The organism is Microbacterium sp. ZW3a (assembly GCF_057167165.1).
In genome coordinates this window covers 766842-788519 of record NZ_CM169903.1, presented here as the reverse complement: position 1 = coordinate 788519, position 21678 = coordinate 766842, and the positions used below count along the sequence as shown (strand labels likewise).

The following is a 21678-nucleotide window of genomic DNA, read 5'->3' as shown; positions in this document are numbered from 1 at the left end:
AGGAACCTTCATGATATCGATCACCAACGGAGCGAACGAACGCGCGCGGGTCGTGGTGATCGCGACGGACGTGGTCGGCACGCATATGGCGGGGCCCGGGATCCGGGCGGTCCGTGTCGCTGAGCAGCTGGCGGACGTCTCAGCGGTGACGCTCGCCGTGAGCGCGGGGAGCGTGGCATCCATAGAACTGCTGAGCGCGGAGCCCTATGCGGTGCGCACGTACGGCGATGCCGACGAACTCGTGCGGATCATCGGCGAGCATGACGTCGCCTACTCGCAGGTCCTCGACACCGACGTGGTCCTCCGCGGGGCGGCCCAGGGGACGCGACTCGTGTTCGACCTGTACAACGCCCTCCCTGCCGAGGCGATCGGCGCCGAGACCATCGGTGGCTTCCGCGAATCTGACGAGAAGGACGCGGTCTTCTCGAAAGTCCTGACGCAGTTCCGGGTGGCTCTGCGCGCAGGGGCGTACTTCGTCACCTCCAATGAACGTCAGCGCGACTTCTGGATCGGTTACGCCCTGGCCTCCGATGCCCTGCGGCCCAGCACTCTGCGGGGCCGTGCCGTCGAGGACGTCATCGGGCTGGTGCCGTTCGGGATGCAGGACAGCGAACCGGTCGCCCGCCGCTCCGCCCTTCGCGAGGACATGGGCATCCCCTCCGACGACTTCCTGTTGGTGTGGGCGGGTGGCATCTGGGACTGGTTCGACGCTGAGACCCCGATCCGAGCCATCGCGGAGCTCCGCAACAATGGACGGCGGGTCCACCTCGCGTTCTACGGGACCGCACATCCCAACGAGCTCATCGGCACGCCCCCCGCCGTCGTTCGCGCGAAGTCCCTCGCGCGTCGTCTGGGAGTGCTGGGCGACGGCGTGTTCTTCTTCGACGGATGGGTCCCGGCCGATGATCGTGCCGACTACCTCCTCGATGCCGACGCCGCGGTGTCGGCGCACCGTCCTTCGTTCGAAACGCGCTACGCGTTCCGCACACGCATCCTGGACCACTTCTGGGCGCACCTGCCGAGCATCGTCACCGATGGCGACTGGTTCGCCGAGTACATCCGCGACAAGGAGCTGGGCGTCGTCGTGCCGTGCGAAGACGTGGATGCCATGAAGGCGGCGATCCTGCAAATGTCGCACCGGCGTCACAATCGGCGCGTCCGCCGTCGGGTGGACGCGATCCGTGACGACTGGCGCTGGTCGATGACCACTCGCCCGCTCCGCCACGCAGTCGCGACCTGGGAGGCCAGTCTGATCCCCGGCACCGCGGGGGATCAGACCGAACAGCCCGCGACCTAAGCCTCGCGCGCCACCAACTGGTCGACGCCCGCGTCGTCGAACGCTTCGCCGCGGGCGCCCGACTCCGCGACGCGGCGATAGAACTCGGCCACGATGTCGAGGACTTTCGGCCACTGGTACTGCGCCGCCGTCGCGAAACCACCCCGACGCAGTCGATCACGCTCGTCGGGGTCGGAACGCAGACGGTCGATCGCGGCGACCAAGGCGTCATCGTCGTCCTGACCGACGACGATGCAGTTCACATCGTCCTGACAGAAGTCTCGATTGCCGTGCGAGTCGGTCGTGATGACCGGGCAGCCTGCGGCCATCGCCTCCAGCACGGGCAGACAGAAGCCCTCGTGTCGCGAAGTCTGCACGAACATCGCCGCCGTGTTGTAAAGCTCGTTGACCTGCGGATCCAGCGGCCGGACGACATAGTCGACGCGCTCGTCCTCGAGGATGTCGGGCTCGGTGCCGAACATGCGCAGCAAAGGACGACGCTCTCCCATCGCGCGCCACGCGCGGGCGGTCATGGCGAAGTTCTTCTGGAAGAAGGAGCGACCGACGGCCAGCACGCTGTCGGTCTCGCGGTCCCAGCCAGCCAGGGGGCGGAAGACGGACTCGTCGTAGCCGTGCGGGACGAGGGTGGCCGTCATCCCGATCTCCTCCAGCTCACCGATCTGGTAGCTAGCCTCGGTGATGCCGAGGAACTCCGGTCGGTACCCCGCGACGACCGCGGCCTGGACAGCTTGATCATCCGGGAAGAACCAGGTCTCGAACTCCTGGATGAGGTAGACGGGCAGACCATGGTTGACGGAGCCGAGCCAGACGATCTCCGCGGTCTCCCACCAGGTCGCGACCTTGATGGCGTCTGCGTTGCGCAGCGAGAGAACAAGGTCGCCGTAGCTGTCGAACGTCCGCACTGGAACGGCGAGTTCGAACCAGGTCGGAGCTCCCTGCAGCGACCAGACCTCGACATCCATGCCGCGCTCGGCCAGTCCATTCGCGATCTGGAAGACCGCACGGATGCCGCCGCTGATGGAGGTGGCGGTCAGGACGAAAATGACGCGGACGCGCTCCCCGTCTTCCGAAACTGTGCGGTGCATGAGCCACTCGCGGGTGTCCGCGCTCGCACTCACCGACGGCACCTCGCGGACATCCAGCACGACAGGGCTGAAGCACAGGGTGCGTATGTTGCCCAGCCACCCCTTGCGCACGAGCTCAGCCACCTGATTGTCCAGACGCTCGCCGGAGAGGTGACGAGCGGGCACGTCAACGCGGTCCAGGGCGAACGAGGTGGCAAGGAATCCGTGAGCGGGTGCGGTCAGCACGTACCGAGGGATCTCGTTCTGGCCGTAGTCCTTCGCCTCGCTCGGGCTCGAAACGAACTCACCCTTCCGACGGTCGAACTGATAGCCGGCGATGACACGGTCATCGACGCGGTAGGACGGTGTGACGAAACCCACCTCGCCGTCGGAGTGGTACTCATGAGCGGCGAACTGCATACGGACGATCTCGGAGACCTCGGGCAGCGGTTGTGCCGCATCCAGCAGCAGCAGATCCCAGCGTCGCCGACGACCGTGCATGTAGGCGAGGATCTCGGTCAGGTCGAACTCGGCCGAGCCACGCACACCGGTGCGCGTCCAGGCATCCGTGGGGAGGCTACGCGTGAAAGGGACGGCGGCTTCGCCGACGAGGAAGTGCACGTTCATACGGTCGGCCACACGGGCCATCCACGCGCTGAGGGACGGCGAGGGGGTGCCGTAGAGGGCGACAACGATCTGCGGACGCTCGATCGTGTGCCATCCGGCGGACCGACTCTGGGTGAGGGCCGTGGAGATGCCGTTGGGGAACGTGAGTCCTTCGCGGGCGCGCCACTGCGCCAGGGCACGTCGACGGGTGCCGAACGCGCGTGGACCGATCTCGACGAGGAGCGAGAGCTGGAACAGCGCCGCAGAGACCCGCTCGATCACGCGCGCGAGAACGCGCGACACTTTCCGAAGCACCCGATCCACCATGCACAACCCTTCCCGAACCAACCTGTCCAGCTTATGCGGCGTTCGTCCGATGGACATCCTCGGGACGACCCCGCCCCGGTCTCGGTCAGTAAGCCGGGCCGAGGGGAAGAAGCGCGAAGGCCGCAGACCCCACCGTCAACACGCGGGGAGACTCCGTGCCCGCGAGGCTTTGGAGCCGAGGGACGGACGTCACATGCCGGTATGCGCCGTCGACCGCGTAGAAGATGCGGGTGTCGCCGGCGGGGCGAATGAACACCAACCCGGGCGCCTCTGCAGAGAGCTTCAGCGCGGCACACGTATCGCTGTCAAGCGCGGCAACGGTGAATCCCGCTGCAGCGGCCCGGGTGGCCGGTCGCAACTCTCCAGATGCGGCGTAGTAGGTTCCGGTGCCGCAGCCCACGAATGGCTCCAGGTTGCCGATTTGTGGCCAGTCCTTGGCTGCCGTGATCGGAACCCCCGTGCTGAACACCGTCGAGGGCAGGGCGAACTCCGATGCGCGCAACCAGGAGGGCAGATAGAACAGCCGTCCGTCCGCGGTCGGGAGCCATACGCGCGAATCCCCTTGGAACAGGATGAATCTCGCGGTCGCGAAACGCGTCTGAGCGCTTACGGCATACCGCGCCGCGACCGAGCCCGGCATCAGGGCCGCATAGGGCACGGTGCCAAGGTTGAAAGTCGAGGCCACCGCCGTGTCGTACATCGGGAGAAGCCGCGTCCCGTTCATTTGATAGATCGGGCTCGTGGCGTCGAGGCGTCCGAACGGACTCATCGGCCCGCCCGCGGGCAGCGAGGCCAAGTCATCGCCGGTTACATCGATGATCAAGTTCTGACAGTTACCGCCCCACAGAGCGATGAGTTCACAGCTGTTGAAGTAGTGCAGCTGCTTGGCATCCAAATAGTAGACAGCACCCGTCGTCGAGTTCCGGATATAGAGACTGGCATCACCGCCGTCGACGAAACGCGTGAGGTAGTCCGCATTCACAGGCGTCGGGTCGCCGAGCGCAAGCTGCCACTGCGGCCACGCGTGGGGGGGCATGTGGTAGCGCCGGCCGCCCGAGGTCAGGTAGATGTCGCCGTTGACCGAGACGACGCGTTTGGCCGCCTGGCGGGTGGATCCGAACCAGTCCGTGAAGATGCGCCAGAAGTTCCGGTTGCCGTAGGCCGAGCAGTCGTCTCCGGTTCCATAGAGATTTCTGAGCGCCGCCGCATTCGGCACGTATGGCGTGTAGATGTACAAGCCCGCGGTCGCCGCGTTCTCAATGTAAACGCGCTGCGTGCCGCAGTTGTTGTGAGGGTGGTACAGGATGTTGTTCCAGCGACCGGCCTGATAGCCCCACCACGTCGGGTTCATGCGGTAGATCTCGAACTGCCGCGCACCGTAGTACACCTGGTAGAAGAATCCGGCGGTCGACGAATCGCACGGCGCGGTGTCAGGGCACCCCTGACCGGTCGCCGCGAGGTACTGCTTCTCCTCGGGCCACGTCGACGACACGAGGCGCTGCTCCTTCTCGAGCAGCACCAGGAGCGCCTTCTGGCTTATGCCGCACGAGCGGGCGACCTTGTCGATGATCGTGGACGCGCTCTCGTTCGGAGCACCCGCGTAGCCGTTGCAATACTTGTCAGCCGGCCGGCTGTCGGTGGTCTGCCGGTAGTCCTTCAAACAGGTGAAACCGCTACGACACTGCTTGACCTGACGCTCCAGGAACGCCTGAATTTCAGAGGAACTCATGGCCGTTCCGTCGTAGAACAGGGCGTCATCGATGATGTTGCCAGCGTTCCACTCCGAGGCAGTTGCGGCCGCCGCCGAGGCCACGGGCGCGACCGTTGCGGGCAGCGCGACGGGCAGGGCCACGAGGAACGCCACAGCGCACGCCCAGACAGCGAGAACGGCGACCGCGGCGCGACTGCGGGACCGGGCGATCACGACGCCGGCGCGACCGTCGAAACGGCCGATTCTGCGCGTGTCGACGGTGATTCGTAGCGCACACGGAACTGCAAGTCGGCGGCAGCGGCATCGGCGGGAACCGACATCACGCCGCAGTAGGTCACATCGTTGCCCGCGGTGCTGGTCACCGAGACCGCGCGGTCGGTACCGACGACCTCGAGCGTGCACGTCCCGTCGTCTTCGGAGACCTTCGGCACCATCGCCGTGACCTGGAGCTGCCCGTCGAGGACCTCCGCGGTGATGAGGAGGACTTCGCCATTGAACGGGGCAGCGGTCTCATCGGGGCTCGACGAGGGCTCCGGCGTCGGCGAGTCGACCGGAGTCGGCGTCGCGGAGGCTGTGGGCGAGGAAGTCATGCTCGGCGACGCGCTCGCTCCGCCGGTCGGAGTCGCGCACGCAGCAAGGGCCAGCGCCAGGGCGGTGCTGACGCCGGCGCTGGCGACCCAACGGAGGACCTTCGTCGTCGAAGGGGGATGCGGGGCGTCGTTCACGGGGATCACGCGATCATTTTGCGATGCCGCAACGCGGATCGACGGCTGCCACGCCGCACAGGGTCAGCCGCGCCCCGCACGGCGCCGCAGCCGACGCAGGCGCGACCATAGCGGTTGGTGGGCATCGATCTCCCGTCTCAGATCTTCGCGGATCTCCGCCCGGAGGCGTGCGGCGCTTTCGTTGGCGCGCTCGTCGAGCCGGGCGAGCATCTCTGTCTGGAGCGCGGCGAGGTACAGCGGCAGGCCCTCCCCCTCCCGTCGCACCCACTCGGCCAGCGCGCGATCGCGCACCACCGCATCGTCGCGCGCGTGCTCTGCGGCGAGTCCGAACATGCTGTTCGCGGCGACACCGGTGGCATCTGGTCTCTGCGTCCAGTACGCCAGCGGCTCGCCGACGAGGAACCCGAACCCCGCCCGCGCGAGGATACGGAGGTAGAAGTCCCAGTCCTCGACCGCGTCGAGCGATTCGTCGTACCACCCCGCCTCGCCGTGGACGGCTGTGCGGTAGAGCACCGAGATGGGCACCGCACGGTTGACGCTCAGCATCTCGGTGAGCGAGATGCGCTGCATCCCGGCCCAGAACGGCGCGCGACCGACCTCGACCCACCGGTCGCCGCGCTGCTCCTCGTAGACGATCTCTGTCGGTACGGCCACGGCCGCGTCGGTCGGGTTCTCGTCGAGCCAACCGACCGTCCGCGCGAGGAACTCCGGATGCCAGCGATCGTCGTCGTCGTGCAAGACGACGAACTCCGTCTTCACTGCGCGCACCCCGACGTTGGCGGCGATGCAGCGACCACCCTCGCCCGGTGCAATGTGGACGATATCGACACGGACCGGAGAGTCGGCGACCACGTGCTCGACTTCCGCCGGATCGCCCCCGTCATTGACGATGACGACCCGATGATCGGTGAACGTCTGCACGCCAATGTCGGCGAGTGCACGGCGCAGGAACTCCGGTCGCTGCCGTGTGCGGACGACGATCCCGACGCGCTCAGTCATGCCGTCGAGCTTAGGGGCGCGCCTAAAGCTCCGCGTGCAACGCCCACACGCGGTCGGCCGCGGCGTTCCACGCGAAGCCCTTCGCGCGATCGCCCGAGAGCACGCGCAAGCGCGCGGCATCCTCGCCCAGGGCGCGTTCCACCACGGAGCCGAGGTCATCGGCGGCGGCGAAGACGGCCGCGTCGCCCAGCGCCTCGCGGTGCACGGGCGTGTCGAGCGCGGCGATCGGGACCCCCACCGCGAGAGCGTCGACGGCGCGCCACGGCCAGTCCGTCCGGGTGCTCGAGGCCAGGAACACCGCGGCGTGAGAGAGCACGGCGGCGCGATCCCACGGGTCGAGGTCGCCCCGCGCGTGCACGCGGGACTCGGAGATCCCTTCGGCGGAGGCCAGCTCGACCACCGCGGGCTCCTCCCCCTCGGGCACGTCGATCACGACGACGTCGCCGTCCCATCCGGCGGCGGCGATCCCGGCGAAAGCGGCCGCGAGTCCATCCGAGTCGGCGGCACCGCCCGACAGCGCGAGGAACGACGACGGCAGGTCGAGCGCGCGCAGCCGCCCCACGGCATCCGAGGGCACACGGAACCCGGTCACCGGGGCGCCCCCGATGACGCGGATCTTCGCCACCAGCTTCGCTTTGGCCACCTCGGCCAGCCGCTCGGCCATCGCGTGCGAGGGCACGATGACGGCGTCGGCGTGCTTGGCCACGCGCGAGAGCAGCGCGCGGGAGGCCAGCACCTCGGCCCTGGGCAGCTCGTCGGGCGTCTCCCACGCGCGCAGATCCCACAGCGTCACGACGATCTGGTGCGTCTCGTTCACGCGATCGTGGCGCACGAGCGGGGCGAGGGGCGTCGGCGAGTGGATGAGCCCGCGACCGATCCCGGGAGCCACCCCCAACTGCCAGGATGCCGCGAGCTCGCGGCGGCGCATCGACAGACGCGTCTCGGCCGACAGGCCCGAGACGCCGGCGTCGTCGGGGAGACCCGGGGAGGGCACGATCGCGGCAACGTCGCAGCCGCGCGGGGCGGTGTCGACGAGCGCCTGGGCGAGCGAGGCGGAGGCCTCGGCGAGATCGCGCGAGGTGGGCGCGACGAGCTGATCCAGCACGACGCGAAGGGTGACGGTCACGGCGCGGGTGCCTCCGTCTCGGTGGGCGGATGAAGCGCGTCGCGCACCATCTGCTGGACGGCGGCGTAGTCGGGGTCGAACTCGTCGACACCCCCCTCGGGGGTGAGCTCGATCGTCGTGACGGGCTGGTCCTTCGCCTTCAGCGCGAGATCGACCAGGGTCGGGGCGATGAGGCCCTGCGGCAGGTCGGTCTTCAGGAGCGCGGTACCGGCATCGGCGATCTGCGAGTAATTCGCGAGCACGTTCTGCGGGTTCGTCTGCGCGAGGATCGCCTCCTGCAGCTGACGCTGGCGCCGCATACGGTCGAAGTCGCTCGTGGTGTACCGCGAACGGGCGTACCACTGCGCGGTGTCGCCGTCCATGTGCTGCGCCCCCGGTTCGATCCATCCGAACGCCCAGTCGTCGACAGGCTGCCCGTCGTAGGCGGGGCCGCCCTTCGGCAGGCGTTCGTCGACCGTGATGTCGACACCGCCGAGGGCGTCGACCATATCGGCGAACCCCTTCATGTCGATGAGCACGTAATACGGGATCTGGATGCCGAGGATCCCCTCCGCGGCATCCTTCGTCGCCTCGATCCCGGGCTCTGAGCCGTTCGCGAACGCGTCGGGGTACAGGGCGTTGCCGTCCTGGCAGATCTCGACCTCGGTGCGCAGCTGGTTCACGCCGCTCCCCCAGCCGCAGGTCTCGCTGAACTTCCCCTCGTGTCCGTCGGGATACTCGTCCTGCATCGGGCCGGGAGCGAACGGGAAGTTCGGCATGTCTCGCGGGATGCCGGTAATGGTCACGGCACCCGTGTCGGCGTTGACCGAGACCACCGAGATCGAGTCGAAGCGCAGGGAATCACGCCCCTCCCCCGAGTCGGCGCCGAGCAGGAGGATGTTGTAATACCCGTCCGACGGGGGGACGACGGGAGCGGACTCCGCGAAGATCGAGGCGAAGGCATCCCGCGTCGTCCCCGCCGTGTGCGCCGCCCACGCCGCTCCCGAACCGAACAACACGAGCAGCCCTACGGAGACGAGCGCGATGGCGAACCGCGCGATCGGCCCGACGCGCACCAGGCGCACCAGGCGCAGGGTGTCGACGGTCAGCACGATCCACAGCACGACGTAGCCGACGAGCACGACCTGCACGAGCGTGAGCGGTACCCACCGGAACCACGACAGGAAGTCGGGGATGAACGAGCCGGTCGCCAGCGCGAACAGCCCGCTCGGCGACAGCAGCGCCCCCACCACGATGAGAACGAGCGCCACCCAGAGGAACACCGTCGCGCCCAGTCCGAAGCGGCCGAGGCGGCGGTTTCCGGCGAGGACCTGCGCCGACCCGGGCACGAGAACGTTGAGCAGGATCAGCCACCACCCGCGACGCGTCATCACCTCGCGCGACGAGACGTCGGGGTTGCGCAGCGGCCGCGACTCGACGAGCGGCTGGCGGGTGCGCGGGCGCGGTGGGGCGGTGAGTGTCACAGGGAGTCCTTCAGACGCCGGTTCTTCTCCTCCACCTGCGCCTCGAGGTCGGCAGCGTACGCCTCGACCCGGTCGCCCAGGGCCGGATCGGCCGTGGCGAGGATGCGGGCGGCGAGGAGACCGGCGTTCTTTGCGCCGTTGATCGAGACGGTGGCCACGGGGATCCCCGCCGGCATCTGCACGATGCTCAGCAGCGAGTCGAGACCGTCGAGCGTCGACAACTGCACCGGCACCCCGATGACCGGGAGCGCGGTGACCGAGGCCAGCATGCCGGGGAGGTGCGCAGCGCCGCCCGCGCCGGCGATGATGGCCCGCAGACCCCGCCCGCGGGCCTCGCGCCCGTAGCGGATCAGCTTGTCGGGCGTGCGGTGGGCCGAGACCACCTCGACCTCGTGCGGGATGCCGAACTCGGTGAGCATCTGCGAGGCGTCGCTCATCACGCGCCAGTCGGAGTCGGAGCCCATGACGACGCCGACCACGGGCGTCTCGGAAGAATGCAGCGGCCGGGTCACCGGTCCAGGCTAGGGCGGGTCGCTGGAAGATCGCGCAACGGCGCGCTCAGTCGAAGAATGCCGCCGCCGCCCGCGCCTCGTAGACGGCATCGTCGAGGTCGTCGCCCGCGACGTTGACGTGTCCGACCTTGCGGCCGGGCCGCGGTGCTTTGCCGTAGGTGTGGATCTTTGCCGCCGGATGCGCCGCCATCGCCGGGGCGAACCGCTCGGTGAGCCCGCCCTCGGCCGGCCCACCCAGGATGTTGATCATGACCGTCCAGGGCGCCACCGCCGCGGTCGATCCGAGCGGGAGATCGAGCACCGCGCGCAGGTGCTGCTCGAACTGGCTCGTCACGGCTCCGTCCTGGGTCCAGTGACCGCTGTTGTGCGGCCGCATGGCGAGCTCGTTGACGAGGATGCGCTCATCGGTCGTCTCGAACAGCTCGACCGCCAGCATCCCGGTCACCCCGAGGCCTTCGGCCACCGCGACGCCGATCTCGGCGGCGGCGCGCTCGATCCGCTCGCCCGCGCGCGGGGCCGGAGCGATGACCTCGGCGCACACGCCGTCGCGCTGGGTCGTGGCGACGAGGGGGTAGACGCGGACCTCACCGGAGGGGCGCCGAGCGACCTGCTGGGCCAGCTCGCGCGTGAAGTCGACGAGTTCCTCGACCAGCAGGGCTCCGCCGTTGGCGTCCTCGGCGAGCGCGGTGAACCAGTCGTCGGCCTCGGTCGCGGCCGACACCACCCGCACGCCCTTGCCGTCATAGCCGCCACGCGGGGTCTTGACCACGGCGCGACCGCCGTGCGCGTCGAGGAAGTCCTGGAGCTCCGAGGCGTCGGCGATCGCCGCCCAGTCGGGCTGCGGCATCCCGAGCTCGGCCATGCGCGCGCGCATCACGAGCTTGTCCTGGGCCACGGCCAGCGGGGCCGGTCCCGGGTGGACGGCGACGCCGGCCTCGACGAGCGCTGCCAGCACGTCCTGCGGGACGTGCTCGTGGTCGAAGGTGACGACGTCGACCTCGCGAGCGAAGCGCAGCACCGTCTCGGCGTCGCGGTAGTCGCCCACGGCGGTGGCCGCCAGAGCCGCCGACATCCCCTCGTCCTCGGCGAGGACGCGAATGTCGATCCCGAGCTCCTCGGCGGGCGCGATCATCATTCGCGCCAGCTGTCCGCCACCGACCACTCCGACTCGCAGCGCCATGCCGCTCCCTCCGTCCCGTCCATTGTGCTGCACGCGGGCGGCGCGCCCTCGTCGCGATAAACGGCATTCCCGCGAAGAAACGCCTTGGCAGTGCGTTTTTCGCCGTGGATGCCGTTTATCGCGAGGGGTGGAGCGGGAAGAGCGTCAGAGGTCGACGGAGCCGGACCCCTGCGCTTGCGAGTCACGGTGCGCGAGGATCTGGTTCACCTCGACCTGGTCGACGAGCGTCTCGTGCACGAGCACGGCGTGCGGCACGTTCTTCAGCCGCAGGGGCGGCTCGACACCGTTGGAGAGCGTGAGGGTTCCGGCGCCCCAGAGTCGCTGAATGATCCCCCGGCGCATCTGGATCGCGTATCCCCGCACGTGCGAGATCTCGCGCGTGGTCGATCCGAAGAAGCCCGCACGCTCGATGACACGACGGGTCGTGATCGTCCACGAGTGCGACAGCCACACGATGAAGGGCACGACGACAAGCAGCAGCACGAGCGCACCCGCCGCGGTCAGCAGCATCCAGTTCTCGAAAGGCTCAGGGAGGTTGTCGTAGAAGTAGCTCGTCGCCCCCGCAACCGCGATCAGCACGAGGGCCGACCAGAACAACCGCCGTGCGTGCCCGCGCAGGCGCGCAATGCGCCGTTCGGGCGCCGCCTCGCCGGGAGCCGGCGTGCGCGGTCGGCCTCCGTAGTTGGTCGGCTGGGTCACACGTTCATTCTGCGGGCGCTGCGCCCCCATCGCGCCCGTACACGCGGGAGCCGGCCGAGGTCAGCGCACGTGCACGACGTCGCCGGCCGACACGACGGTCTCGATCGTGCCGGATTCCACGACCAGTCGCCCGGTGTCGTCGAGGCGCGCGACCCGCCCCTGCACCGTCTGCCCATCGGGGAGCGACACCGAGACCTCTCGCCCGACGGTGGCGCAGAGCTTCTCGACGTCACGGTGCACGCGAGAGACGTCGCCGGTCGACAGCGCCGCGACGTACTCCCCCAGGGCCTCGAGGTAGTCGGCGAGCAGCCGGTCGTCATCGACGTCGATACCGATCGCCGCGAACGAGGTCGCCGTCGACACGGGCAGGTCGACGCGGCTCATCCGGGTGTTGACTCCCGCGCCCACGACCACCGTGTCGAGGGTGCCCGGAACGGCCTGGGCCAGGATGCCGCAGATCTTGCCGCCCTCGACGAGGACATCGTTCGGCCACTTCAGCTCGGCCGTGCTCCCGTGCCCCCCGAGCCGGGCGCGCACCGCGCGGGTCATCGCCGCGCCGGCCACGAGCGGGATCCAGCCGCGCATCTCGACGGGCACACGCCCGGCGTCGATGACGACCGAGACGGCGAGGGCGGTTCCCGGCGGCGCGGTCCAGGTGCGATCCAGACGCCCGCGCCCCGCACGCTGGTCATCGGTGACGAGAAGCGACAGGTGCGGCCAGCCAGCGGGGTCGGCCAGGGCCGCGGCAATGACGTCGGCGTTGGTGGAGTCGGTGGTCTCGACCACCTGCAGGCGCGGGCTGAGAGCGGCGGTGAGCGGGAATCCGGCGGCGGGGATCGGCATGCCCACACCCTAGGCAACGCCGGGGACATCGGCATCCGGTTGCGCTGTCTCGGGCGACGACCCTCGCGTCGAGATGGACGGATGCCACAGCGTCAGGCCAGGGTGCTTGTGTGCACCCTCCAACATCGGTGTGGAACCGGTCGCTAGGGTGGAAAGCGTGACCGACCAGCCTGATCTCTCCACGACCGCCGGCAAGATCGCCGACCTGCGCACGAGGTTCCAGGAGGCGGTCGTCGATGCCGAAGCCGCCGCGCGCACCAAGCAGCACGCCAAGGGCAAGCTCACCGCTCGCGAGCGCATCGAGATGCTGGTCGATCCCGGCTCATTCGTCGAGCTCGACGAGTACGTGCGCCACCGCACGACCGCGTTCGGCATGGACAAGGCGCGCCCCTACGGCGACTCGGTCGTCACCGGCACCGGCACCATCCACGGCCGTACGGTGGCGGTCTACGCGCAGGACTTCTCCACCTTCGGGGGTTCGCTCGGCGAAGTCGCCGGCGACAAGATCATCAAGGTCATGGAGCTCGCCCTGCGCAGCGGCATCCCGATCATCGGCATCCTCGATTCGGGCGGCGCCCGCATTCAGGAGGGTGTGGTGGCCCTCGGCAAGTACGGCGAGATCTTCCGCCTCAACACCGCGGCCTCTGGCGTCATCCCCCAGATTTCGCTCATCATGGGCCCCGCTGCCGGCGGCGCGGTGTACTCCCCCGCGCTCACCGACTTCGTGATCATGGTCGACAAGACGAGCCAGATGTTCGTCACCGGCCCCGACGTGATCAAGACCGTCACCGGCGAAGACGTCGGCATGGAGGAACTGGGCGGCGCCCACACCCACAACACCCGCTCGGGCGTCGCGCACTACCTCGCCGACGACGAGGACGACGCGATCGACTACGCCCGCGCGCTCATCGGCTTCCTGCCCGACAACAACCTCGCCGAGATTCCGACGTACGAGACGCCGTTCGAGTTCGAGACGACGGATGCCGACCGCGCGCTGAACACCGTCATCCCCGACTCCCCGAACCAGCCCTACGACATCCACACCGTCATCTCGGGTCTCGTCGATGGCGGGGAGTTCCTCGAGGTGCAGCCGCTGTTCGCCCCGAACATCGTCATCGGGTTCGGCCGCATCGAGGGCCGTACAGTCGGAATCATCGCGAACCAGCCCTCGCAGATGGCCGGCACCCTGAACATCGACGCGGGCGAAAAGGCCAGCCGGTTCGTGCGCTTCTGCGACGCCTTCTCGATCCCCATCGTCACGCTCGTCGACGTGCCCGGGTACCTTCCCGGTACCGACCAGGAGTGGACCGGCGTCATCCGCCGCGGCGCGAAGCTGCTGTACGCCTACGCCGAGGCCACCGTGCCACTGGTCACCGTGATCCTGCGCAAGGCCTATGGCGGCGCGTACATCGTCATGGGTTCCAAGCAGCTCGGCGCCGACATCAACCTCGCGTGGCCCACGGCCGAGATCGCCGTCATGGGCGGCCAGGGCGCGGTCAACATCCTCTACCGCGGTGAGATCAAGCGCGCCGAGGAGGCCGGCGAAGACGTCGCGGCCGTGCGCACGCGTCTCGCCAACGAGTACACCTACAACGTCGCCTCGCCCTTCCTTGCGGCCGAGCGCGGCGAGCTCGACGGCATCATCGAACCGGCGCAGACGCGCGTCTCGATCGCCAAAGCCCTGCGCGCGTTGCGCAACAAGCGCGCGAGCCTTCCGGCCAAGAAGCACGGGAACATCCCGCTGTGAGCGGCGTCGACTCCGCCGCCGATCTGCCGCCCGCCGTGACACAGGTCGTGCGCGGTATGCCCACGCCCGAGGAGCTGGCGGCGGTGATCGTGGTCGCCGACGAGGCCTACGCGGGGGAGGCGGCGGATGCTACGGCGCCCGAGACTCCGACCCGCTCGCGCTGGGAGCTCTCGGCGCGCGGGCTGCGCACCCCGCTCAACCGTCACGCGGGGTGGAGCGGCTTCACCGGCTGACACGGCGGAACTGTCCCCCGAAATACCTACAGACGCCGTCGCGCCCCTCACGAATACTGGAGGAGCTGGAACGCATCACGCGTTCGGTCGGTCCGCTCCATCGAGCCGGTCCCGGCCTTGCGAACGGTTTTCGGGTAACCGTTCGCCTGGGTGAGGGGCGGGCGGCTTCGCCGCCCCTCACCCCACACGTCGTGGCGCCGCTGGATCCCCCCGGTCCTCGGATCGACACGTTCGGTGTGCCCGAGCACCGCCGAACCGTCGTTCCGTGCCCCAGCGCACCCGCCCGGTGTCCCGCCGTTCCCGTCGCCCACGACTCAGGAGCGGCGGGGCCGCGTGTCACTGCGGCCGGCGGATCTCCTTCCACAGGTCGACCTCGTCGTCATCGCCCCCTGCACCGACGCGTGACGACCGACCGACGACCGTCACGGCCACCTCGTGGTGCGGCGACGTGCGGATGATGAGCCTCTGCGACGAGGCCGAGCCGACGATGCCCGCCAGTTCTGCCCGGATCGCCTCGAGCGCGTCCGACGGAAGCCCCTCGAGCCCGCCTTCGTCGAAGAGGAGCACGGCCATGCCCCGCCGACGCGCGGCGTCGATCTGCGTGCGTACGGCGTCGTCGAGGAGGCGAGGGCTGCGCAGCTCGTCGCGGAGGCTCTGCTCCGCCAGGCGTGCCGCCTCCTTCTCACTCGGGCGCAGGTTTCCGCCCGTCTCGATCGTGCGACCGAGGACCGGGCCGGCCACCTGGAGCGCGCGCTGCACGTGCAGACGCCGTTCTCGCTGGCGTCCGCTCTGCGACGCCTGCCACGCCGACGCCGCCTGCTGAAGCTCGGCCAGCTGCTCGGCGTCGCGGGCGACACGATCGAGGGCGATCGAGATCAACTGCGCGGCCGCCACCCACACGAGCGAGCCCACGAGGCCCAGACTCAGGGCTGACAGCGGTCCGAGCCACAGCGCAGCAGACACCGACAGGATTCCGGTACCGATCCACGCGACCGCGGGACGGCGCCGCACCATCACCACCGTCATGAGCGCACCGATGCCACCGATGACCCACGTGACGAACGGCTGGGTGCGACCGGACTCGTCGACGGCGGCGAAGGCGGCGTTGGGAACCACGGTCGCCGCCAGCAACGCCAGTGCCACCGCCCAGCGCGGTATCGACGCCCGCGGTCCCGGGCCCGTGGGGTCGGTGGCCGCACGTCGTGAGGTGGGCAGGAGAATCCACAGCCACGTGATCGGCAGGTACAGCACGAGAGCGGCCACCAGCAACCACCCCCGCTCGACGGCGTCGGGGAGCGTCCAGAGAAGACTCCGGGCGGCCAGGTACGCCGTGAAGGCGAGGCCGACGCCCGAGAGGATGGAGCGGACGGTCACCAGCGGTCCCCGCTCTCCCATTCGAGGGTCACGGTCGTGCCCGCCGGGCTCGAATCGACGGTCGAGCGCCCTCCGACGGCGGTGACGCGAGCGATGATCGACCCCCGGATGCCGAGCCGATCGGCCGGGATCGCGTCGACGTCGAACCCGCGCCCGGCGTCGCGTACCCGGATCGTGAGGCCGCCGGGGGCGGCTGAGCCGATGACCTCCACCGACAGCGCCTGCGCCTCGGCGTGCTGCACGGCGTTGGCGACTGCCTGCATCGCGGCCAGAACGAGCGCGCGCGCCACACGGCCGGGAACGCGCGGAGTCGCCTCCTGCACGCGGCGCACGACGACCAGATCCACGCCGAAGTCGCGGGCGGAGGCCTCGATGTCATCGGCGAGAGCCGTGGCATCCACCGGTTCGTCGCTGCCCTCGAGGGCGTCTTTCTCGGCATTGGCGAGCCGGGTGAGAGCCTCGCGCGCCATGCTCACGGCGAGCGTGCGCTCGCGGGGCGTCGACGCGCGCTCCGCGGCCAGAAGCGCCCCGAGCACGCTGTCGTGCATGAGGGCGGCGACCGCGACCCGCTCGTGCTCGGTCGCGGCGGTCGCCGCCGCCGAGGCGTAACTGGCCACCGCGCGAGCCCGAGTCTCGTCGACGTTGGCCGCGATGGAGCGGTACATCCAGGGCAGGGTTACCAGAACGCTGCCCAGCAGCAGGGCGAACGAGACGTCGAGGGCCACGGGGAGGAGGAACTCCGGGCGCCCCCCTGCCTGCAGGAGCCGCACCACGCCGAACATCAGCGGCGCCGCGATCGTCCAGGCGATCTGCAGCGGCAGAGGAAAGGCCACCACCGTCGCGACCGTCGCCACGTTGATGAGGTAGAAGATCCACGGGTTGGCGGTCGGAGAAGGCGGCGGCCCGCCAGCCGTCGCGACCGGCCACAGCGTGAGGGCGATCAGGAACACGACCGCGAAGATGCCGGAGAACAGGCGCTCGAAGCGTCCGAAGGCGCAGGCGGCCACCATCGCCAGGAGGGGGACGAAGACGCCGACCACGAGCGGCAAATGCCAGCCCGGAGCCTCGTCACTCGGAGCGAAAGCGGCGACGAAGGCCTGGACGCCCAGGATGAGGCAGGCCGGCCCGACCAGGATCGTGATGACCCGCTCGATCCGCTTCTGGGTGAAGGAGCCCGGATCGTCGCTGGTCTCACGGGTGTGAGGGATCCTCCCCCACGCCTCGTCGAGAACCGACCGGCGAATCTCAGGCATCGCGTGCGGTCTCGGGCGCATCGTGGAGGATGCCGTCTTCCATCGCCCGGCGGAGCAGATCGACCTTCGTCGGTGCGGGGCGGCCGACCTCGACGTACTTGACCCGTACCCGCGTGATGTTCTCTTTCGCGGTCGAGTACGCCACGCCCAAACGGTCGGCGACAGCCTTGAGCGGCAGGCCGGCGGCGTACAGACGCAGTACCTCGCGCTCTCGCGCCGACAGCTGCGCGTCGGCGAAGTCGCGGTCGCCCTCGACGGCACTGGCCCACTCGACGTTGTCGAGCAGTTCTCCCCGTGCCACGGTGGCGATCGCGGCGAGCACCTCGTGCGTCGGAGAAGACTTGCTCACGATCCCCGCCGCTCCCGCGGCGAGCGCCTCGCGCACCGCGGCCGGGCGGTCGGCGACGCTGTGGATGATGACGCTCGAGCCGTCGCGCACGACGCGCTCGACATTCTCGGACACCGTGGTGCCGTCACCGAGCGTCAGATCGAGGACGACGACGTCGGCGGGAGCTTCTCCGCCAGCGCGCCGCCACTCGAGGTAGGCCGCGACGTTCGCCCCCGACGAGACCACGTCGAACGAGTCGGTGCGTACCAGCGCAGCCTCGAGGCCGAGGCGGACCGATTCGTGGTCATCGATAAGGGCGACGCGCGTCATCTCCTCATCGTATCTGCGCACTCCCCCGCCATCGGGGAGTGTCCACAGGCCGTCGCGGTTCAGCGTCGGAGCACGACGACTGCCTCGACGTGATGCGAGTTCGGAAAGAGGTCGAGGCCGTGCACACCGCCCTCGACGTGGTACCCGTGCGCGGCGAACGTTCCCAGATCTCGAGCCAGGGCAACGGGGTCGCACGCGACGTAGACGACGGCGGCGGGATCGAGCGCCACGAGACCCTCCACGACCTCGCGACCAGCACCCGCCCGCGGCGGGTCGAGCAGCGCCACCCCGCGGGACAACCGCGCCCGTTCACGCTCGGATGCGTCCGCCGCCAGGCGCGCCACGAACCGGTCGACGCGCGCCGTCTCGGCCCGCGCGCCCACCCACTCGGCGAGGTTCTCCCCCGCGTGCTCGGTCGCCCGTGCGTCGCTCTCGACGCTGGTGATGCGCGTGGACGGGCCGCCCAGCTCCGCCAGCGCCGCCGCGAACAGACCCACTCCGCCGTACAGGTCGAGGTGGGCGGCATCCGGGTCGAGATCGCCGACGATGGCGCGCACGCGGTCGGTCACCACGGCAGAAAGAGTGGGAGCGGCCAAGCGGTGCACCTGCCAGAAGCCGCCCACGTCGACGCGGAAGGCACGGTCACCCACGCGCTCCTCGATCACCTCGGTCGCACCGCCGGGCTTGGCGCCGTCGGGCCGCGGCAAGACCCGGACACGCCCGTCGGCGGGCTGCACGAGATCGATGCGGCCGGGCGCGGCGCCGCGCAGCTCGGCGGCGGCACGAGCGATCTCCGGGGTCGCCAGCGGCAGGTCGGTCGTCTCGACGACGCGGTGGGATCGTGCGGCGAAAGGGCCGATCCGGCCGTCGTCGTCGACGTGCAGGCTCACGCGCGTCCGCCAGCCCGTGCCGCCGGCCGTCTCGTCGTCGCCGGCGGGGTGCACTTCGACGGGCAGCTCCAGCCGGCCGACGCGCTCGAGGGACTCGCGGAGAACGCGCTCCTTCAGCGCCCGCTGGTGGGGGAGGGCGATATGCCCGAACTCGGCACCGCCGGCGCGCTCCTCCGGCGCGCGGTCGATCGCGGCGGCCTCCCACACGTGCCGCTGGCGCTCGGGGGCGGCGTCGAGCACCTCGAGGGTCTCGGCGCGCCAGAAGGCCTTCTTACGGGTGTCGGTGAGGCGCACGCGCACGCGCTCGCCCGGAAGGGTGTCGGGAACGAAGACCACGCGGCCCTCGTGTCGGCCGACGAAAATGCCGCCGTGAGCGATGCCGGTGATGTCGAGATCGATGAGGTCGCCGTCGTGCATTCGTCGAGCCTGTCACACCCGGTGCTTCCCCGGCCCGCGCCGTCGGTAGCGTGGACGCATGCGCGTGTGCTTGGCATCCACTTCTCCCGCCCGACTCATGCTCCTGCGGCAGGCCGGCATCGAGCCCGAGGCTCGCGCGCCACGAGTGGACGAGGAAGCGGTGGTCGCCGAGGTCGAGGCCGCGGAGGGGCGTCGGCTCCCGGCGCCGGAGCACGTGCTGCTGCTCGCGAGGCGCAAGGCCGCCGACGTCGCCGACAGGCTCCGCGAGGAGGATCCCGGCTTCGACGGCGTCGTGATCGGCGGCGACTCGATGTTCGCATTGGGAGACGAGATCCTCGGTAAGCCCTACACGCCCGAGAACGCCACGGCGCGCTGGCGCGAGATGCGCGGGCGCACCGGGGTGCTCCACTCGGGGCACAGTGTGTTCCGGCTGACTCCGGGCGAGGAGCCGCGCGAGGCGTTCGCCGTGGCCGAGGCGTCGGTGACCTTCGCCGCCGACGTCGACGACGACGAGATCGCCGCGTACGTCGCCAGCGGGGAACCGCTGCAGGTGGCGGGCGCGTTCACCGTCGACAGCCTCGGCGGGGCCTTCATCGAGAGCGTCGAGGGAGACCCCTCGACGGTGGTGGGGATGTCGCTCTCGACCGTCCGACGGCTCGTGCGCGAACTGGGGGGATCCTGGCCCGCACTGTGGAACCGTTCGTAGGGTCTCCCCCACGTTTTTCGGCGTTTCTTGTCGAGGAGGGTCAAAAGGCGCGCACCTCCCCTCGATAGGCTGGGAGGATGCCGAAGATCGCCAAGGTACTCGTCGCCAACCGCGGCGAGATCGCCGTCCGTGTCATCCGCGCCGCACGCGATTCGGGTAAGGCCTCCGTCGCCGTCTACGCCGACCAGGACCGAGACGCCCTGCACACCCGCCTCGCCGACGAGGCCTACGCGCTCGACGGCGCCACGAGCGCCGACACCTACCTCTCCATCGAGAAGATCCTGTCGGTCGCGCGCCGTTCCGGCGCCGATGCCGTGCACCCCGGGTACGGCTTCCTCGCCGAGAACGCCGACTTCGCGCGCGCCGTGATCGGCGCGGGTCTCATCTGGATCGGCCCCTCACCCGAGGCCATCGAGGCCCTCGGTGACAAGGTCACCGCGCGCCACGTCGCCGAGAAGGTCGGAGCTCCCCTCGCGCCCGGCACGCCCGGACCGGTCGCGGGTGCCGACGAGGTGATCGCGTTCGCCGAGCAGGTGGGTCTGCCGATCGCGATCAAAGCCGCGTACGGCGGCGGCGGGCGCGGCCTGAAGGTCGCCCGCGAACTCGACGAGGTCGCCGAGATGTTCGAGTCGGCCACGCGCGAAGCCGTCGCCGCGTTCGGGCGCGGCGAGTGCTTCGTCGAGAAGTACCTCGACAAGCCACGGCACGTCGAGACCCAGTGCCTCGCCGACGCGGCCGGCACCGTCGTGGTGGTCTCTACCCGCGACTGCTCCCTCCAGCGTCGGCACCAGAAGCTCGTCGAAGAGGCCCCGGCCCCCTTCCTCACCGACGAGCAGAACGCGGTGCTGTACTCGGCATCCAAGGCGATCCTCCGCGAGGTCGGCTACGTCGGGGCCGGAACGTGCGAGTTCCTCATCGGTGCCGACGGCACCATCTCGTTCCTCGAGGTCAACACGCGCCTGCAGGTCGAACACCCCGTGTCGGAAGAGATCACCGGCCTCGATCTCGTGCGCGAGCAGTTCCGTATCGCCGAGGGCGAAGATCTCGGCTACGACGACCCCGCCCCGGTGGGCCACTCGATCGAGTTCCGCATCAACGGTGAAGACCCCGGTCGAGGTTTCCTCCCCCAGCCGGGCCCCATCCACGTCTTCAAGACCTTCGGCGGCCCCGGCATCCGTCTGGACTCGGGCGTGACGGCGGGCGACAGCGTCTCGGGCGCGTTCGACTCGCTGCTGGCGAAGATCATCGTGACCGGCCGCGACCGCGCCGAGGCCCTCGAGCGCGCGCGCCGTGCCCTCGATGAGTTCGAAGTCGCGGGGCTCCCCACCGTGCTGCCCTTCCACCGCCAGGTCGTGCGCGACCCCGCCTTCACCGCCGAGGACGGCCGCTTCGGCGTGTACACCCGGTGGATCGAGACCGAATTCGTCAACGACATCCCGGCGTGGGACGGTGAGCCCGAGGCTCCGACCGAGGCGCCCGGCCGGCACACGGTCGTGGTCGAGGTCGGCGGCAAGCGCCTCGAGGTGAGCCTGCCCGACCGCATCTCCGCGCCGGCCGGCAAGCCCGGACGCCCCGCCACGGCCCCGCCGTCGCGCCGCGCGCACGGTGCTTCGCCGACCGCCGGTGCCACCGGCGACGCGGTGAAGTCACCGATGCAGGCGACCGTGGTCAAGGTCGCCGTCGAGGAGGGGCAGCAGGTCGTCAAGGGCGACCTCGTCGTCGTCCTAGAGGCGATGAAGATGGAGCAGCCGATCCAGGCACACAAGGACGGCACGGTCGGCGGCATCGACGCGAGCGCCGGCACCACCGTCGCGGCCGGGCACCAGCTGCTGCTGATCAGCTGACGTC

19 protein-coding genes are annotated in these 21678 nt (G+C 69.9%); 5 read left to right on the top strand and 14 right to left on the bottom strand.

Going from position 1 to position 21678, the window contains the following annotated elements; translation table 11 throughout:
• Window positions 1–10: 10 nt before the first annotated feature.
• Window positions 11–1297: a glycosyltransferase gene (locus ACU6WY_RS03660; RefSeq protein ID WP_483821110.1), complete on the top strand. Its 1287-nt coding sequence runs from the start codon at window positions 11–13 to the stop codon at window positions 1295–1297.
• Here ACU6WY_RS03660 and ACU6WY_RS03655 read toward each other — a convergent pair.
• The 10 genes from ACU6WY_RS03655 to ACU6WY_RS03610 all read right to left on the bottom strand — a co-directional run bounded on the left by ACU6WY_RS03655 (window position 1294) and on the right by ACU6WY_RS03610 (window position 12552).
• The gene (locus ACU6WY_RS03655) at window positions 1294–3294 is read right to left on the bottom strand and encodes a glycosyltransferase family 4 protein (protein WP_483821109.1); all 2001 of its coding nucleotides are present in this window, start codon (window positions 3292–3294) and stop codon (window positions 1294–1296) included. The genes ACU6WY_RS03660 and ACU6WY_RS03655 overlap by 4 nt on opposite strands.
• A gap of 85 nt (window positions 3295–3379) precedes the next feature.
• Window positions 3380–5158 (bottom strand): hypothetical protein, encoded by a 1779-nt coding sequence (locus ACU6WY_RS03650; RefSeq protein WP_483821108.1) that lies wholly within the window; start codon window positions 5156–5158, stop codon window positions 3380–3382.
• Between the two features lie 56 nt (window positions 5159–5214).
• Window positions 5215–5739 (bottom strand): hypothetical protein, encoded by a 525-nt coding sequence (locus ACU6WY_RS03645; protein WP_483821107.1) that lies wholly within the window; start codon window positions 5737–5739, stop codon window positions 5215–5217.
• A gap of 54 nt (window positions 5740–5793) precedes the next feature.
• Entirely contained in the window at window positions 5794–6729 is a 936-nt protein-coding gene (locus ACU6WY_RS03640; protein WP_483821106.1) for a glycosyltransferase family 2 protein, read from the bottom strand.
• A gap of 22 nt (window positions 6730–6751) precedes the next feature.
• The gene (locus ACU6WY_RS03635; RefSeq protein WP_483821105.1) at window positions 6752–7855 is read right to left on the bottom strand and encodes a glycosyltransferase; all 1104 of its coding nucleotides are present in this window, start codon (window positions 7853–7855) and stop codon (window positions 6752–6754) included.
• Window positions 7852–9318, bottom strand: coding sequence for an LCP family protein (locus tag ACU6WY_RS03630; protein WP_483821104.1), 1467 nt, complete (start codon window positions 9316–9318; stop codon window positions 7852–7854). Before ACU6WY_RS03630 ends, ACU6WY_RS03635 begins: the two co-directional genes overlap by 4 nt.
• On the bottom strand, window positions 9315–9782 hold the full coding sequence (gene purE / locus ACU6WY_RS03625) for a 5-(carboxyamino)imidazole ribonucleotide mutase (RefSeq protein WP_483821844.1): 468 nt from the start codon (window positions 9780–9782) through the stop codon (window positions 9315–9317). Before purE ends, ACU6WY_RS03630 begins: the two co-directional genes overlap by 4 nt.
• Window positions 9783–9876: 94 nt before the next feature.
• Entirely contained in the window at window positions 9877–11010 is a 1134-nt protein-coding gene (locus ACU6WY_RS03620) for a 5-(carboxyamino)imidazole ribonucleotide synthase (RefSeq protein WP_483821103.1), read from the bottom strand.
• Between the two features lie 144 nt (window positions 11011–11154).
• Window positions 11155–11709 (bottom strand): PH domain-containing protein, encoded by a 555-nt coding sequence (locus tag ACU6WY_RS03615; RefSeq protein WP_483821102.1) that lies wholly within the window; start codon window positions 11707–11709, stop codon window positions 11155–11157.
• Between the two features lie 60 nt (window positions 11710–11769).
• Entirely contained in the window at window positions 11770–12552 is a 783-nt protein-coding gene (locus ACU6WY_RS03610) for a biotin--[acetyl-CoA-carboxylase] ligase (RefSeq protein WP_483821101.1), read from the bottom strand.
• Window positions 12553–12709: 157 nt separating this feature from the next.
• Here ACU6WY_RS03610 and ACU6WY_RS03605 point away from each other — a divergent pair, with 157 nt between their 5' ends.
• Together ACU6WY_RS03605 and ACU6WY_RS03600 are read left to right on the top strand one after the other, a co-directional pair.
• Window positions 12710–14299 carry an acyl-CoA carboxylase subunit beta gene (locus ACU6WY_RS03605; RefSeq protein ID WP_483821100.1) on the top strand — a complete coding sequence of 530 codons (1590 nt, stop codon included), beginning with the start codon at window positions 12710–12712 and terminating at the stop codon, window positions 14297–14299.
• Entirely contained in the window at window positions 14296–14532 is a 237-nt protein-coding gene (locus ACU6WY_RS03600) for an acyl-CoA carboxylase subunit epsilon (RefSeq protein WP_483821099.1), read from the top strand. Before ACU6WY_RS03605 ends, ACU6WY_RS03600 begins: the two co-directional genes overlap by 4 nt.
• 336 nt (window positions 14533–14868) lie before the next feature.
• On the opposite strand, the gene ACU6WY_RS03595 is transcribed toward ACU6WY_RS03600, so the two are convergent.
• The 4 genes from ACU6WY_RS03595 to ACU6WY_RS03580 are packed head-to-tail and all read right to left on the bottom strand — an operon-like array spanning window position 14869 to window position 19124.
• Complete coding sequence (locus ACU6WY_RS03595; RefSeq protein WP_483821098.1) at window positions 14869–15906, bottom strand: hypothetical protein; 1038 nt, start codon at window positions 15904–15906, stop codon at window positions 14869–14871.
• Window positions 15903–17159 (bottom strand): sensor histidine kinase, encoded by a 1257-nt coding sequence (locus ACU6WY_RS03590; protein WP_483821097.1) that lies wholly within the window; start codon window positions 17157–17159, stop codon window positions 15903–15905. Before ACU6WY_RS03590 ends, ACU6WY_RS03595 begins: the two co-directional genes overlap by 4 nt.
• Window positions 17152–17817, bottom strand: coding sequence for a response regulator transcription factor (locus ACU6WY_RS03585; protein ID WP_483821096.1), 666 nt, complete (start codon window positions 17815–17817; stop codon window positions 17152–17154). The genes ACU6WY_RS03590 and ACU6WY_RS03585 overlap by 8 nt, the downstream gene beginning before the upstream one ends.
• Window positions 17818–17876: 59 nt before the next feature.
• Window positions 17877–19124 (bottom strand): class I SAM-dependent RNA methyltransferase, encoded by a 1248-nt coding sequence (locus ACU6WY_RS03580; protein ID WP_483821095.1) that lies wholly within the window; start codon window positions 19122–19124, stop codon window positions 17877–17879.
• Window positions 19125–19182: 58 nt separating this feature from the next.
• Here ACU6WY_RS03580 and ACU6WY_RS03575 point away from each other — a divergent pair, with 58 nt between their 5' ends.
• Together ACU6WY_RS03575 and ACU6WY_RS03570 are read left to right on the top strand one after the other, a co-directional pair.
• Window positions 19183–19830 (top strand): Maf family protein, encoded by a 648-nt coding sequence (locus tag ACU6WY_RS03575; protein WP_483821094.1) that lies wholly within the window; start codon window positions 19183–19185, stop codon window positions 19828–19830.
• A 77-nt stretch (window positions 19831–19907) separates the two neighbouring features.
• Window positions 19908–21674 (top strand): acetyl/propionyl/methylcrotonyl-CoA carboxylase subunit alpha, encoded by a 1767-nt coding sequence (locus tag ACU6WY_RS03570; RefSeq protein WP_483821093.1) that lies wholly within the window; start codon window positions 19908–19910, stop codon window positions 21672–21674.
• Window positions 21675–21678 lie beyond the last annotated feature (4 nt).